General features: G+C 67.4%; 13 protein-coding genes, 1 tRNA gene and 1 pseudogene. 12 read left to right on the forward strand and 3 right to left on the reverse strand.

Features of this window, described 5'->3' with window-relative positions:
- Positions 1-11 precede the first annotated feature (11 nt).
- From AC1MLT_RS01500 to AC1MLT_RS01510, 3 genes and pseudogenes are all read right to left on the reverse strand, one after another.
- Entirely contained in the window at positions 12-650 is a 639-nt protein-coding gene (locus tag AC1MLT_RS01500) for an RnfABCDGE type electron transport complex subunit B (protein ID WP_481035079.1), read from the reverse strand.
- A gap of 494 nt (positions 651-1,144) precedes the next feature.
- A pseudogene (locus AC1MLT_RS01505) lies at positions 1,145-2,578 on the reverse strand (polyhydroxyalkanoate depolymerase); the annotation flags it as partial.
- Positions 2,579-2,698: 120 nt separating this feature from the next.
- Positions 2,699-3,895 (reverse strand): amino acid aminotransferase, encoded by a 1,197-nt coding sequence (locus tag AC1MLT_RS01510; RefSeq protein ID WP_481033527.1) that lies wholly within the window; start codon positions 3,893-3,895, stop codon positions 2,699-2,701.
- A 131-nt stretch (positions 3,896-4,026) separates the two neighbouring features.
- Between AC1MLT_RS01510 and uvrB the strand changes: the two genes are divergently transcribed.
- From uvrB to AC1MLT_RS01570, 12 genes are all read left to right on the forward strand, one after another.
- The gene (gene uvrB / locus AC1MLT_RS01515; RefSeq protein WP_481033528.1) at positions 4,027-6,138 is read left to right on the forward strand and encodes an excinuclease ABC subunit UvrB; all 2,112 of its coding nucleotides are present in this window, start codon (positions 4,027-4,029) and stop codon (positions 6,136-6,138) included.
- A 231-nt stretch (positions 6,139-6,369) separates the two neighbouring features.
- On the forward strand, positions 6,370-6,906 hold the full coding sequence (gene iscR / locus AC1MLT_RS01520) for a Fe-S cluster assembly transcriptional regulator IscR (protein WP_429592545.1): 537 nt from the start codon (positions 6,370-6,372) through the stop codon (positions 6,904-6,906).
- 112 nt (positions 6,907-7,018) lie between these two features.
- Positions 7,019-8,239, forward strand: a complete 1,221-nt coding sequence (locus tag AC1MLT_RS01525; protein WP_481033529.1) for an IscS subfamily cysteine desulfurase — start codon at positions 7,019-7,021, stop codon at positions 8,237-8,239.
- 43 nt (positions 8,240-8,282) lie between these two features.
- Positions 8,283-8,720, forward strand: coding sequence for a Fe-S cluster assembly scaffold IscU (gene iscU / locus AC1MLT_RS01530; RefSeq protein ID WP_481033530.1), 438 nt, complete (start codon positions 8,283-8,285; stop codon positions 8,718-8,720).
- A 1-nt stretch (position 8,721) separates the two neighbouring features.
- Entirely contained in the window at positions 8,722-9,045 is a 324-nt protein-coding gene (iscA, locus tag AC1MLT_RS01535) for an iron-sulfur cluster assembly protein IscA (RefSeq protein WP_481033531.1), read from the forward strand.
- 91 nt (positions 9,046-9,136) lie between these two features.
- Positions 9,137-9,655, forward strand: coding sequence for a Fe-S protein assembly co-chaperone HscB (gene hscB, locus AC1MLT_RS01540; RefSeq protein WP_481033532.1), 519 nt, complete (start codon positions 9,137-9,139; stop codon positions 9,653-9,655).
- Between the two features lie 4 nt (positions 9,656-9,659).
- The gene (gene hscA / locus AC1MLT_RS01545) at positions 9,660-11,522 is read left to right on the forward strand and encodes a Fe-S protein assembly chaperone HscA (RefSeq protein WP_481033533.1); all 1,863 of its coding nucleotides are present in this window, start codon (positions 9,660-9,662) and stop codon (positions 11,520-11,522) included.
- A 12-nt stretch (positions 11,523-11,534) separates the two neighbouring features.
- Positions 11,535-11,873 (forward strand): ISC system 2Fe-2S type ferredoxin, encoded by a 339-nt coding sequence (fdx, locus tag AC1MLT_RS01550; protein ID WP_481033534.1) that lies wholly within the window; start codon positions 11,535-11,537, stop codon positions 11,871-11,873.
- On the forward strand, positions 11,873-12,586 hold the full coding sequence (gene dnaQ / locus AC1MLT_RS01555; protein ID WP_481033535.1) for a DNA polymerase III subunit epsilon: 714 nt from the start codon (positions 11,873-11,875) through the stop codon (positions 12,584-12,586). Before fdx ends, dnaQ begins: the two co-directional genes overlap by 1 nt.
- 79 nt (positions 12,587-12,665) lie before the next feature.
- Positions 12,666-12,740: transfer RNA gene (locus AC1MLT_RS01560), tRNA-Val, on the forward strand.
- 179 nt (positions 12,741-12,919) lie between these two features.
- Entirely contained in the window at positions 12,920-14,119 is a 1,200-nt protein-coding gene (locus AC1MLT_RS01565) for a M20 aminoacylase family protein (RefSeq protein ID WP_481033536.1), read from the forward strand.
- Between the two features lie 88 nt (positions 14,120-14,207).
- Positions 14,208-15,194: a tripartite tricarboxylate transporter substrate binding protein gene (locus AC1MLT_RS01570; protein WP_481033537.1), complete on the forward strand. Its 987-nt coding sequence runs from the start codon at positions 14,208-14,210 to the stop codon at positions 15,192-15,194.
- Positions 15,195-15,211: the final 17 nt, after the last annotated feature.

Consider the following 15,211-nt stretch of genomic DNA (forward strand, 5'->3'; position numbering starts at 1 on the left):
GCGAGGGCCCTTCAGCCGCCGGGAGATGGCGCATCGCGCCGCGCCGCCGCGGCCCGTGCCAGCGCGGCTTCGATGACCGCGCGCTTGCGAACCGCCGCAGCATCCGCGTCCGGGGGAGCCAGAGCCGCCGATGGTGCCGCGGCCCGCGCCGCGTCGCGCTCGCGCCGGGCCCGGTGGATGCCATAACGCTGGCGCGCGATGTCGGCCTGCAATGCCGACCAGGCCTGCCAGCCGCTCGATCCGGGTGTCGCCACCTCGAGTTCGATGCAGTCGACGGGGCAGACGGGGATGCACAGTTCGCAACCGGTGCAATGGGCTTCCACCACCGTGTGCATGCGCTTGTTGACGCCCAGGATGGCATCCGTGGGGCAGGCATCGAGGCAGAGCGTGCAGCCGATGCACCAGGCCTCGTCGATGACCGCCAGGGTGCGCGGTCCTTCGTCGCCACAGGTGGCATCGAGCGGCAGGACGGGATGTCCGGTCAGCATCGACAGGCGTTCGATACCTTCGACACCGCCCGGTGGACAGCGGTTGATGGCCGCGCCCTCGCCGGCGATGGCCTGCGCATAGGCGCGGCAATCGGGATAGCCGCATCGCGTGCATTGCGTCTGCGGGAGGGCGGCGTCGATGCGTTCGACCAGCGACGGCATGCCCGGATCCGGCCTCATGGCGGGCATGCGCGTGGAACTCAGGACCGCCGGGCGGCGCGACGCGCGGGCGTCGCCGCCTTGGCGATGGCGCGATCGCCTGCCGTCCTGGCCGCCGCCGCCGAGGTCGCCTGACGGCGTGCCGTCGGTACCGATACGGCATCGGCCACGGCCTGCGCCGTGTCGACCATGGCGGACGTGGCGGCTTCCACGGCCTTCACGGTGCCGTCCTGCAATGCCGCCTGGGCATTGCCGATGGATTCGGTCAGGACCGAGGTGACGGCTTCCACGCCGGCATTCGGCTGGAACAGCGCGACCTGGGCATCGGCCGCTGCCTCGGGGGACCTGGCCAGCGCCGGCGCGCTGGCGGCAGCCGCCGGCTTCGCGCGCGATGCCGGCGCGCGCTTCGTGGTGCGCGTGGTCTTCCCGGCCTGGACGGCCGTCGCGGTTTCCACCGTCCCGACGGACCTGGCGGCCTGGGCCGACTTCGCCGGCGTTGCCTGCTTCGTCGATGCGCTCGGAGCCGCGGCCTTGGGCTGCGATGCGATCGCGCGACCGGTCCGGCCGCTCGCCTTGAGCTTGGCCTTGGCCTTCGGCGCCTCGATCTTCACCTTGTCCTCGGCCGTGACGTCCGTCGCCGGCTCCTGGGAGAGCGCGCGCTTCTGCGCCTGGTCGTGCGCCAGGATGAACGAGGTGACCGCCGGGTAGACGGTCTCGCGCCAGCGGCGACCGCTGAAGATGCCATAGTGGCCGGCACCCTTCACCTCGAGGTGGCGCCGCTGGTCCTTGGCGATGCCGGTGCACAGGTCGTGCGCCGCGCGCGTCTGGCCCGAGCCCGAGATGTCGTCGAGCTCGCCCTCGACCGTCAGCAGCGCGGCCTGGGTGATGTCCGCCGGCTTCACGCGCTCCACCTCGCCATCGACGCCGATCACGTCCCAGGTGCCCTGCACCAGCAGGAAGTCCTGGAAGACGGTGCGGATGGTCTCCAGGTAGTAGTCGGCATCCATGTCGAGCACGGCGTTGTACTCGTCGTAGAACTTGCGATGCGCCTCGACGCTGGCATCGTCGCCCTTGATCAGGTTCTTGAAATAGTCGTAGTGGCTGGTCGCGTGGCGGTCCGGATTCATGGCCACGAAGCCGGTGTGCTGCAGGAAACCCGGATAGACGCGGCGACCGGTGCCGGGAAAGCCCTGCGGCACGCGATAGATGACGTTGTTCTCGAACCACTCGAAGCTCTTGTTCATCGCCAGGTTGTTGACCGAGGTCGGCGATTTGCGGGCATCGATGGGGCCGCCCATCATGGTCATCGACAGGGGCGTCTGCTCGCCGCGGCTCGCCATCAGCGAGACGGCCGCGAGCACCGGCACGGTCGGCTGGCACACGCTGACGACATGGCAGTTGCCATATTCGGCCTGCAGGAGGCGGATGAACTCCTGCACGTAGTTGATGTAGTCGTCGAGATGGAACGCGCCGTCCGACAGCGGGACCGTGCGGGCGTTCTTCCAGTCGGTGATGTAGACCTTGTGGTCCTGCAGCATGGTGCGCACGGTGTCGCGCAGCAGCGTGGCGTAGTGGCCCGACAGCGGCGCGACGATCAGCACCACGGGCTGCTTCTTGAGCTGTTCCAGGACCCTCGGCTCGTCGGTGAAGCGCTTGAAGCGGCGCAGCTCGCAGAACGGCCTGTCCAGGGCGATGGCTTCCTGGATGACGACGTCGCTGCCGCCGACCTTCACGCTCTTGATGCCGAATTCAGGCTTCTCGTAGTCCTTGCCCAGGCGGAAGAGCAGGTCGTAGCCGGCGGCCATGCGCTGCGCCATCGGCAGGTGCGACAAGGGGGACTTGTCGTTGCTGTAGAGCTTCGACGCGGCCTGGGCGAAATCGGTCAGCGGTTCCATCAGGGACCGCTGGGCTTCATAGAGTTGATAGAGCATGGGAGCTGGACCTGTATGGAACTGTTGTTGAAATTGTTGCGGTGCAATATATCAACACACCGGCATGCCATGGTAGGGGGAGGGCCCTAGCCGATGGAAGGGTTCCGGCCCGCTCCGGGGTCAGACGACCTTGGCGATGCTCTGGCAGACGTGGTCGATGTTGCGGCTGTTGAGCGCGGCGACGCACATGCGCCCGGTGTCGGTGCCATAGACGCCGAACTCGCTGCGCAGGCGCACCATCTGGTCCTTCGTCAGGCCCGAATAGCTGAACATGCCGATCTGCTTCGTGATGAAGCTCATGTCCTGCTGCACGCCGGCCGCCTTCAGGCCATCCACCAGCTTCTGGCGCATCGCCTTGATGCGGGTGCGCATCTCGGCGAGTTCGCCTTCCCACACGGCCCGGCGCGCCGGGTCGTTGAGCACGGCGGCCACCACCGCGCCGCCGTGGATCGGCGGGTTGCTGTAGTTGGTGCGGATCACGATCTTGAGCTGCGACAGCACGCGGGCTGCTTCCTCCTTGTCGGCGCACAGCACCGACAGCGCGCCGACGCGCTCGCCATAGAGGCTGAAGCTCTTGGAGAACGAGGTCGACACGAAGAAGGTCAGACCGGCATCGACGAACTTCCCGATGACCGCGCCGTCTTCCTGGATGCCGTTGCCGAAGCCCTGGTAGGCCATGTCGAGGAAGGCGACGAGGTCGTTGCGCTTCACCGCCTCGACCACGCGATCCCATTGCTCGGGCGTGATGTCGTAGCCCGTCGGGTTGTGGCAGCAGGCATGCAGCACCACCACGGTGCCCGCCGGCGCGGCGTCCAGCGCGCCGAGCATGGCGTCGAAGTCGACGCCGCGCCGTTCGGCGTCGTAGTAGGGATAGCTCTCGACCACGAAGCCGGCGTTGGTGAACAACGCGCGGTGGTTTTCCCAGCTCGGATCGCTGATCAGCACCTTGGCGTCCGGACGCAGGCGCTTGAGGAAGTCGGCGCCGACCTTCAGGCCGCCGGTGCCGCCGATGGCCTGCACCGTGGCGACTCGGCCGGACGTGACGGGCTCGCTGTCGGCGCCGAAGACCAGGCCCTTGACGGCGGCGTCGTAGGCCGCGATGCCATCGATGGGCAGATAGCCGCGGGCGCTCGGCGCCTTCATCATGTCCTCCTCGACCGAACGCACGCAGGCGAGCAGCGGCAGCTTGCCGTTGTCGTCGTAGTAGACGCCGACGCCGAGATTGACCTTCTTGGGGTTGTCGTCGGCGGCGTACTGTTCGTTGAGCCCCAGGATGGGGTCGCGGGGCGCCATCTCGACGGCGGTGAACATAGACATGGGAGAAGTCCTCAGGATGATTCGGATCGCCAACGAGGCCGGTCGGCCTCTGGCTCTGGCCCCGAAGCTGGATTAGGCTTTCAGGTTGCCTTGAATTTTACCGACCGCCCGCCAACTGCCACGGACACGCCATGCCTCCCATCACCGAAGTCATCTCCCCGTCCCCGGCCGCCGATCCCACGGGTCCCTTCAAGGAAGGCACCTTCCTGAGCTTCCCGGGATCGCCGTTCGAGCTGTTCCAACCCTATCCCCCCGCCGGCGACCAGCCCGCCGCCATCGAGGGCCTGGTCGAGGGCCTGGAGAACGGCGAGGTCTTCCAGACCCTGCTGGGCGTCACCGGCTCGGGCAAGACCTTCACCATGGCCAATGTGATCGCGCGCATGGGCCGGCCCGCGATCGTCTTCGCCCCCAACAAGACGCTGGCCGCGCAGCTCTACAGCGAGTTCCGCGAGTTCTTTCCCAAGAACGCGGTCGAGTACTTCGTCAGCTACTACGACTACTACCAGCCGGAGGCCTACGTGCCGCAGCGCGACCTGTTCATCGAGAAGGACAGTTCGATCAACGAGCACATCGAGCAGATGCGGCTGTCGGCCACCAAGAGCGTGCTGGAGCGGCGTGACACCATCATCGTCGCGACGGTGAGCGCCATCTACGGCATCGGCACGCCCGAGGACTACACCCAGATGCGTTTCATCATGCGCGTCGGGGACGAGATCGGTCAGCGCGACGTCATCGGGCGGCTGATCCGCATGCAGTACACGCGCAACGAGCAGGACTTCTCGCGCGGCACCTTCCGCGTGCGCGGCGACACCATCGACGTGTTCCCGGCCGAGCACAGCGAGCTCGCCATCCGCATCGAGCTCTTCGACGACGAGATCGAATCGCTGCAGCTGTTCGACCCCCTCACCGGGCGCATCCGGCAGAAGATCCCGCGCTTCACGATCTATCCGTCGAGCCACTACGTGACGCCGCGCGACAAGGTGCTCACGGCGGTCGAATCGATCAAGCTGGAGCTCGATGCCCGTCTCAAGGAATTCGTCGCCCAGGGCAAGCTGGTGGAGGCGCAGCGCATCGAGCAGCGCACCCGCTTCGACCTCGAGATGCTCGCCGAGATCGGGCACTGCAAGGGCATCGAGAACTACTCGCGCCATCTCTCCGGCGCCGCGCCCGGGCAGCCGCCCGCGACGCTGACCGACTACATGCCCAAGGACGCGCTGATGTTCCTGGACGAGAGCCACCAGATGATCGGCCAGCTCGGCGGCATGTACAACGGCGACCGGGCGCGCAAGACGACGCTGGTCGAGTACGGGTTCCGGCTGCCGTCGGCCATGGACAACCGGCCGCTGCGTTTCGAGGAATTCGAGACGCGCATGCGCCAGTGCATCTTCGTCTCGGCGACGCCCGCGCAGTACGAGAAGGACCACTCCGGCAACGTCGTCGAGCAGCTCGTGCGTCCGACGGGACTGGTCGACCCGCTGGTCGAGGTGCGTCCGGCCACGCACCAGGTCGACGACGTGCTGGGCGAGATCCGCCTGCGCGTCGACAAGAGCGAGCGCGTGCTCATCACCACCCTGACCAAGCGCATGGCCGAGCAGCTCACCGACTACCTGGGCGACAACGGCGTCAAGGTGCGCTACATGCACAGCGACGTCGACACGGTCGAGCGCGTGGAGATCCTGCGCGACCTGCGCCTGGGCGCCTTCGACGTGCTGGTGGGCATCAACCTGCTGCGCGAGGGACTGGACATCCCCGAGGTCTCGCTGGTGGCGATCCTCGATGCCGACAAGGAAGGCTTCCTGCGCGCCGAGCGCAGCCTGATCCAGACCATCGGTCGCGCCGCCCGCAACCTGAACGGACGCGCCATCCTGTACGCCGACCGCATGACCGATTCGATGAAGAAGGCCATCGACGAGACCGAACGCCGGCGCGCCAAGCAGATCGCCCACAACGAGGCCCATGGCATCACGCCGCGCAGCATCGTGAAGAAGGTGCGCGACCTCATCGACGGCGTCTACAGCGAGAAGAGCGGACGCGAGTCCGAACGCCTGGAACTCGACCGCGCCAAGGTCGAGGACATGAGCGAGAAGGACATCTCGCGCGAGATCAAGCGTCTGGAGAAGCAGATGCTGGAACACGCCCGCAATCTCGAATTCGAGAAGGCGGCGCGGGTGCGCGATCAGCTTTCGATCCTGCGCGAACAGGCCTTCGGCGCCAGTGGGGGCGACAACATCGCAGTCATCTGAAAGTTGTCGCGCATTTGGACTACAGCAGCACGAGCCTGGATGTGGGTTAACCCGAGCAGCGTACAGGTCTTGATGGTATACTTGAGCGAATTAGTCAACAACAATAACTTCGCGATGAAGACCCGGTCCCCGACCTGAATTGAAGGCGAGGCGACCGGAAGAGGCGGAGACCGCGCCATCCAGCCCCCGCGGGCTGTGATGTCCATTTACGAAGCACACAAGGAGCTTTCGATGCGTCTCACAACCAAAGGTCGTTTTGCAGTCACCGCGATGATCGACCTGGCCCTGCGCCAGAACACCGGCCCGGTGACGCTGGCGGCCATCAGCCAGCGCCAACAGATTTCGCTGTCCTATCTCGAACAGCTGTTCGGCAAGCTTCGCCGTCACGAGCTGGTTGAATCCACCCGGGGACCCGGCGGCGGCTACAGCCTGGGCCGCAAGGCGGCCGAGATCACGGTCGCGGACATCATCGTCTCGGTCGACGAGCCGATCGATGCCACGCACTGCGCGGGCAAGGAGAACTGCCTGGGCGAAGCCGGCCGTTGCATGACGCACGAGCTGTGGGCCTCGCTCAATCAGCGGATGGTCGAGTTCCTCGATTCGGTCACGCTGCAGAAGCTGGTCGACGACCAGATCGCCAAGGGCGTGCAGATCGAGAACAAGCCCGCCGTCAAGCGCGCCATCTCGGCGCAGCCGGTGGTCAAGCCTATCCGCGTCAATGCACCCAATTCGGTCTTCGCATTGGGCAACGCCTTCGCCAAGTCCTGACCTTCGCGCAGGTGGCGGCAGGTGGGGTCCTCGGACCACACGCGCGACCGACCTGCCGACGCATCGAACCGCCTCCTTCCATTCCAGCCATTCACGCCAGCCAGAGCCAGCCATGGACGTCACGCCTCATTTCCCCATCTATCTCGATTACGGCGCCACCACTCCGGTCGATCCGCGCGTCGTCGACGCCATGATCCCGTGGCTGCGCGAGCATTTCGGCAATCCCGCATCCCGCAGCCACGCCTGGGGCTGGGAAGCCGAGGAAGCGGTCGAGAAGGCGCGCGGTGAAGTCGCGCAACTCATCGGTGCCGATCCGCGCGAGATCGTCTGGACCTCCGGCGCGACCGAATCCAACAACCTGGCCATCAAGGGCGCTGCCCAGTTCTACAAGGGCAAGGGCAAGCATCTCATCACGGTCAAGACCGAGCACAAGGCCGTGCTCGACACCATGCGCGAGCTCGAGCGCCAGGGTTTCGAGGTCACGTACCTCGACGTCCAGGAGAACGGCCTGCTCGACTTCGAGGTCTTCAAGGCCGCGATCCGCCCCGACACCATCCTGGCGAGCGTGATGTTCGTGAACAACGAGATCGGCGTGATCCAGGACGTCGTGGCGCTGGGCAACCTGTGTCGCGAGAAGGGCGTGATCTTCCATGTCGACGCCGCCCAGGCCACCGGCAAGGTCGAGATCGACATGACCCGCTTGCCCATCGATCTGATGAGCCTGGCTTCGCACAAGACTTATGGTCCCAAGGGCATCGGCGCGCTGTACGTGCGCCGCAAGCCGCGCGTGCGGCTCGAGGCGCAGATGCACGGCGGCGGCCACGAGCGCGGCATGCGTTCGGGTACTCTGCCCACGCACCAGATCGTGGGCATGGGTGAGGCCTTCCGCATCGCCCGCGTGGAGATGAAGGACGACCTCGCCAAGGCCAGCGCCCTGCAGAAGCGTCTGCTCGATGGACTCAAGGATGTCGAACAGGTGTTCATCAACGGCGACATGGAACACCGCGTGCCGCACAACCTCAACATCAGCTTCAACTATGTCGAGGGCGAGTCGCTGATCATGGGCATCAAGGGACTGGCCGTCTCCAGCGGATCGGCCTGCACGTCGGCCAGCCTGGAGCCCAGCTATGTGCTGCGCGCCCTGGGACGCAGCGACGAGCTGGCCCACAGCAGCCTGCGCATGACGATCGGCCGCTTCACCACCGAGGAGGAGATCGACTATGCCGTCTCCACCATCCGGCACAACGTCGCCAAGCTCCGTGAACTGAGCCCGCTGTGGGAGATGTTCAAGGACGGCATCGACATCAGCACGATCCAGTGGTCCGCCCACTGACCGATCGCGCACGACCTCACGACGAAATCAAAAGGATCCCACCATGGCTTACTCCCCCAAGGTCATCGACCACTACGAAAACCCCCGCAATGTCGGTTCGTTCGAAAAGGGCGACGACTCCGTCGGCACCGGCATGGTCGGCGCGCCGGCCTGCGGCGACGTCATGAAGCTGCAGATCAAGGTCAATCCCGAAACCGGCGTCATCGAGGACGCGCGCTTCAAGACCTATGGCTGCGGCTCGGCCATCGCTTCGTCGTCGCTCGTGACCGAATGGGTCAAGGGCAAGACGCTCGACGAGGCGGCCGCGCTCAAGAATGCCCAGATCGCCGAGGAACTGGCACTGCCGCCGGTCAAGATCCATTGCTCGATCCTGGCCGAGGACGCGATCAAGGCCGCCGTGCTCGACTACAAGCAGAAGCATGTCGCCGCCGGCTCCGGCGCCACCCCGGCCGTTGCCGAAGAAGCAGCGGCGGTCCACTGACATGGCGGTGACGCTCACTCCCTCGGCCGCGCGGCATGTCAACCGGTACCTCGGCAAGCGGGGGAAGGGCGTCGGCGTGCGGCTGGGCGTCAAGACCACGGGCTGCTCGGGCCTGGCCTACAAGCTGGAGTACGTGGACGAGTTCGCTCCCGAGGACGTGATCTTCGAGGACCAGGGCGTCAAGGTGCTGGTCGATCCCAAGAGCCTGGCCTACATCGATGGCACGCAGCTCGACTTCGTGCGCGAAGGCCTCAACGAGGGCTTCAAGTTCAACAACCCGAACGAGCGCGACCGTTGCGGTTGCGGCGAGAGCTTCAGGATCTGAGCCATTACGGCCCCGGGGCGACGAGGCCTTCGCCTCGTGCCCCGATCGAATGCAAGCCGCCGCGCCCGCTGGCGGCATTTTTTTGTCTGCCATGAATCTCAACGACACCGACTTCGAACTCTTCGGCGTACCGGCGACCTTCGCGCAGGACCGGGGAGGGCTGGATGCGCGCTGGAAGGAACTCCAGCGCGAGGCGCACCCGGATCGCTTCGCAGCCCAGGGCCCGGCGGCGCAGCGCGTGGCGATGCAGTGGTCGGTGCGCATCAACGAGGCCTACCAGCGCCTGAAGGACCCGGTGCGACGCGCGGCCTACCTGTGCGAGCTCCATGGCGCCGAGGTCGACGCGGAGCGCAACACCGCGATGCCGACCGATTTCCTGATGCAGCAGATGGAGTGGCGCGAGGCGCTCGACGACGCCACCACGCCCGAGGCGGTGGAGCGGCTGCACGACGAGGTCGAGGCCGGCCGTGCCCGCGCGCTGTCGTCGCTCGACCGGCTGATCGACGAGCAGGGCGACCACCCCGCGGCCGCGCAGCAGGTGAGAGCCCTCATGTTCATCGAGCGCTTTGCGCACGATGTCGAGAACCGAGCCGATCGCTTGGGACAATAGAACCATGGCACTCCTACAGATTTCAGAACCGGGTCAGGCGCCCGACCCGCATCAGCGTCGCGTGGCGATCGGCATCGACCTGGGCACCACGCATTCGCTCGTCGCGGCGGTACGCAACGGCGTGGCCGAATGTCTGCCGGACGAGCAGGGCCGCGTGCTCCTGCCATCGGCGGTGCGCTATCTCGCCGGCGACCGGCGACAGATCGGCCACGAGGCGCTGGCGGCCCGCGCCGACGATCCGGCCAACACCATCACCTCCGTCAAGCGGCTCATGGGCCGCGGTGCCGCCGACATCACCCATCGCGAGGCGATGCCCTATCGCCTCGCCGACGATGGCGGCATGCTGACGGTGACCACGATCGCCGGTGCGAAGTCGCCGGTCGAGATCAGCGCCGAGATCCTGGCGACGCTGCGCTTCCGCGCCGAGGACACCTTCGACGACGAGGCCCTGCATGGCGCGGTCATCACCGTGCCGGCGTACTTCGACGAAGGCCAGCGCCAGGCGACCAAGGATGCCGCGCAACTCGCCGGCCTCAATGTCCTGCGCCTCATCAGCGAGCCCACGGCGGCGGCCATCGCCTATGGGCTGGACAACGCCAGCGAGGGCGTCTACGCGGTCTACGACCTGGGGGGCGGCACCTTCGACATCTCGATCCTGCGGCTCGCCCAGGGCGTCTTCGAGGTCATCGCCACGGGAGGCGATTCGGCGCTCGGTGGCGACGACTACGACCACGCGCTGGCCGACCTGGCCCTCGCGCGGCTGGGGCGGCAGGCCGGCAGCGATGGCGACCGCGCCGCGCTGCTGGTGGCCGCGCGCCGGGCCAAGGAGGCCCTGACCGACGCGCCCGTCGTGTCGTTCACGGCGCGCCTGGCTGGCGTGGAGGCGCATTGCGACCTCACGCGCGACGACTTCGAGACGGCCACGCGGGCCTTGACCGACCGCACCATCGCCGCGGTCCGCAAGGCACTGCGCGATGCGCGCCTCAAGCCCGACGACCTGCAGGGCATCGTGCTGGTGGGTGGCGCCACCCGCATGCCGCAGGTGAGGGCGGCCGTGGCGGCGTTCTTCGGCCGCGCGCCGCTGACCGACCTGAATCCCGACGAGGTGGTGGCGCTCGGCGCCGCCATCCAGGCCAACCAGCTCGCCGGCAACGGCGGCGCCGACGACCTGCTGCTGCTCGACGTCATCCCCCTGTCGCTGGGCATCGAGACGATGGGTGGCCTGGTCGAGCGCATCGTGCCGCGCAACCAGACCATCCCGACCGCCATGGCGCAGGACTTCACCACCTACCAGGACGGCCAGACCGCCCTGGCGCTGCACGTCGTGCAGGGCGAACGCGACCTGGTGGCCGATTGCCGAAGCCTGGCGCGCTTCACGTTGCGCGGCATCCCGCCCATGGCGGCCGGCGCGGCGCGCATCCGCGTCACCTTCACCGTCGATGCCGATGGCCTGCTGTCGGTCGCCGCGCGCGAGCAGGGCAGCGGCGTCGAGGCCAGCGTGGCCGTCAAGCCCTCCTATGGCCTGTCGGACGACCAGATCGCGACCATGCTGAAGGACAGCTTCGCCACGGCGCAGCAGGACATGCAGTCGCGTGCCCTGGTGGAGGCCCGAGTCGATGCCGAGCGCATGCTGATCGCCACCCGTGGTGCGCTGGAAGCCGATGGCGACCTGCTCGAGGCCGATGAACGCGATGCGGTCGAACGGCTGCTGCGGACGCTCGACGAGGCCCGCGCGGCGAGCGCTGACGCGGCCGCCATCGAAGCCGCCACGAAGGCGCTGGCCGATGGCACCGAGGCGTTCGCCGCGCAGCGCATGAACCGGGGCATCGCGCGGGCGCTGTCCGGCCGCAAGCTCGAATCTCTCTAGAACCACCGTCCGATGCCCAAGATCAAGATCCTTCCCCATCCCGAGTACTGCCCGCAGGGCGCCGAAGTCACCGCCCCGGCGGGAACCTCGATCTGCGAGGCCCTGCTCGACAACCACATCGACATCGAGCACGCCTGCGAGATGAGCGCGGCCTGCACCACCTGCCACGTCGTCGTGCGCGAGGGCTTCGGCTCGCTCGCCCCGTCCGAGGAGATCGAGGACGACCTGCTCGACCGCGCCTGGGGCCTGGAGCCGCAGTCCCGCCTGAGCTGCCAGGCGATCCTGGCCCAGCAGGACGTGACCATCGAGATTCCCAAGTACTCGATCAACCACGCCAAGGAAAACCACTGATGTCGCGTCAGATCGTCCTCGACACCGAGACCACCGGCCTGTCCGCCGAGAACGGCGACCGCGTCATCGAGCTCGGCTGCGTCGAGTTGCTCAACCGCAAGCTGACCGGCAACGACCTGCACATCTACTTCAATCCCGAGCGCGAGAGCCACGAGGACGCATTGAAGGTGCACGGCCTGACGACCGACTTCCTGCGCGACAAGCCGAAGTTCGCCACGCTGGCCGACGACGTGGTCGACTACCTGCGTGGCGCCGAGCTCATCATCCACAACGCCGCCTTCGACGTCGGCTTCCTGAACAAGGAGCTCGAGCTCGTCGGCCTGCCGCCACTGCGCACCTTCGTGGCGGAGGTGACCGACACGCTGGCCATGGCCAAGTCGGTCTATCCGGGCAAGCGCAATTCGCTCGATGCCCTGTGCGACCGCTTCGGCGTCGACCGTTCCAACCGCACCTTCCATGGCGCCAAGCTCGATGCGCAGTTGCTGGCCGACGTCTACATCAATCTGACGCGCGGGCAGGACGCGCTGCTGATCGATGCCGCCGTCGACGAACCGACCCAGGGCGTGGTCGTGGCGGTCGACCTGCGCCGCTTCACGCTGCCGGTGATCGCGCCGGCCGAGGACGAACTCGCCGCCCATGAGGACCTGCTCGCGCAGCTCGACAAGGCGAGCAAGGGCAAGACGCTTTTTCGCCGGCTGGAGTCGCAAGCCTGAAAGCTTGTGGCATAATCGCTGGCTTCGCTGCACGGCGAAGACAGTTTTCAGCAGCAGGCGCGCAACGCGCAGGTTGCAGGGGCGGTTAGCTCAGGGGTAGAGCACAGCATTCACACTGCTGGGGTCCCAGGTTCGAAACCTGGACCGCCCACCAAACAGGAAGATCCGCAAGGTCACGGCCACTCGCCGCAGCACCTTGCCCCGCATCTTCGACCCATCTCCGACGCATCCCGATTTCTTCTTCCGATCGATCCTGGATCTTCGTCCCGGGTCCACGTCGGGCGCTGCCCCCAGAATGCATGGCTTGTTTCTTGCACGAGCCATCGCACCACCATGAACATCGCCGACCCCTTCGCGGACATGAGCCGCTTCGTCGCCATCCGCCGCGACATCCACGCCCATCCCGAACTCGGTTTCGAGGAGCACCGCACCTCCGACCAGGTCGCGCGCCTGCTCGCGGAGTGGGGCATCGAGGTGCATCGCGGCATCGCCGGCACCGGACTGGTGGGCGTGCTGCGGCGCGGCACCTCGGGCCGCACCATCGGCCTGCGCGCCGACATGGATGCCCTGCCGATGCACGAGGCCAATCGCTTCGCGCATGCGTCGACCCATGCCGGGCGCATGCATGCCTGCGGCCACGACGGCCACACCACCATGCTGCTGGCCGCGGCCTGGCACCTGGCGCAGCACGGCATCCCGTTCGACGGCACGGTGCATTTCATCTTCCAGCCGGCCGAGGAGATGGGCAAGGCCGGAGCGAAGAAGATGATCCAGGACGGCCTGTTCGAGCGCTTCCCGTGCGAGGCGGTGTTCGCGCTGCACAACTTCCCGGTCGGCGAGGTCGGTCGCTTCGCGCTCAACGAAGGCGCGCTGATGGCGTCGAGCAATACCTACAAGGTCACCGTGCGCGGTCGCGGCACGCATGCGTCGCTGCCGCACACCGGCATCGATCCGGTCAAGGCGGTGATCGCGCTGGCCCAGGCCCTGCAGACGGTGGTGCCCAGCGTCATCGCCAGCACCGAGCGCGCGCTGCTGGCCGTCACGCAGCTCCAGGGTTCCGACGCGCCCAACGTCATCCCCGACACGGCCACCGTCGGCGGCACCGTGCGCACCTTCTCCGTCGCCGCGATCGACCGCATCGAGGAGCGCGTGCGCGCGCTGGCCGAGGGCATCGCGCGGGCCCACGAGTGCAGCGCCGAGGTGAGCTTCGTGCGCGCCTCGCCCCCGGTGGTCAACCATCCGGCAGAAGCGCGCTTCGCGGCCGATGTCATGCGCGAGGTGGTGGGCGAGGGCATGGTGACCACCGACTTCCCGGCCGTGATGGGTGCCGAGGACTTCGCCCACATGCTGCAGGCCCGGCCGGGCTGCTATGCCTTCCTGGGCAACGGCGACGGCGACCATCGCCTCGACGGCCATGGCCCGGGACCCTGCATCATCCACAACACCTCGTTCGACTTCAACGACGACATCATCCCGATCGGCGCCAGCTACTTCGCGAAGCTGGTCGAACGCTGGATGCCGGTCACCGAATGAGCGGCGGGGCGTGCCGGCGCACGCCCTCGTCGTGGCGCTTCCCTGGCGTTTCCCGCGCTCACGCATCCTCCTGAAAGTCCCCCGCACCATGTCCTCACCCCTGCGCGCCCGCCGCTCCTTTTCCGCCTTCGTATCGACCGGTCTGCTGGCCCTGGCGCTGGTCGGCGCCGCCGCGCCCGCGCATGCCCAGCGCGTGATCCGCATCGTGGTGCCGTTCGGCACCGGCGCGGTGCAGGACACCATCGCCCGCTCGATCAACAACGAGCTGGGTGCGGCGCTCAACGCCAGCGTCATCGTCGAAAACCGCGCCGGCGCCGGCGGCACGGTGGGCGCCTCGCTCGTCGCCAAGTCGCCGCCGGATGGCAACACGCTGGTGCTGGCCGCTGCCAGCCACAACATCGCCGGCCATCTCTACGCCAAGCTGCCCTACGACACGCTGAAGGATTTCGTCGGCGTCGCCAGCGTGGGCAATGCCGGCTATGTGCTGATGGTCTCGAGCGCGCTGGGCGCCGCCACCACGGCCGACTTCATCCGCGAGGTCAAGGCCAACCCCGGCCGCTACAACTACGCCTCGGCCGGCAACGGCAGCGCCACGCACCTGGCGATGGCCGCCTTCCTCGCCAAGGCCGGACTGCAGATGACGCACATCCCGATGAAGTCCACCGGCGAGGCGGTCAACGAAGTGCTCGCCGGCCGCGTGCAGGCCGTGATCTCCTCGAGCATCGGCGTCATCGGCCTGCAGAACGACGCGCGCGTGAAATCGCTGGCGTCCACCGGCAGGCGCCGCAGTCCGTTCCTGCCGAACCTGCCCACCGTCGAGGAAAGCGGTCTGTCGGGCTACGATTTCGATTCCTGGATCGGGCTGCTGGCACCGGCGGGCATGCCGAAGGCGGAGATCGATCGCATCAATGCCGCGGTCAACCAGGTGATGGCCGAGCCGGCCATGAAGGAGCGCTTCACCCGCCTGGGCGTGGAGCCGCGCACCTCCAGCGCCGAGGAGTTCCAGAAGCTGCTGCGCGCCGACTACGACACGATGGGCGCGGTGGTGAAGGCCTCGGGCGCGCGCATCGACTGACGACCCGGGTTCGACCG

The sequence above is a fragment of the Variovorax sp. PEI5 genome (assembly GCF_056679935.1).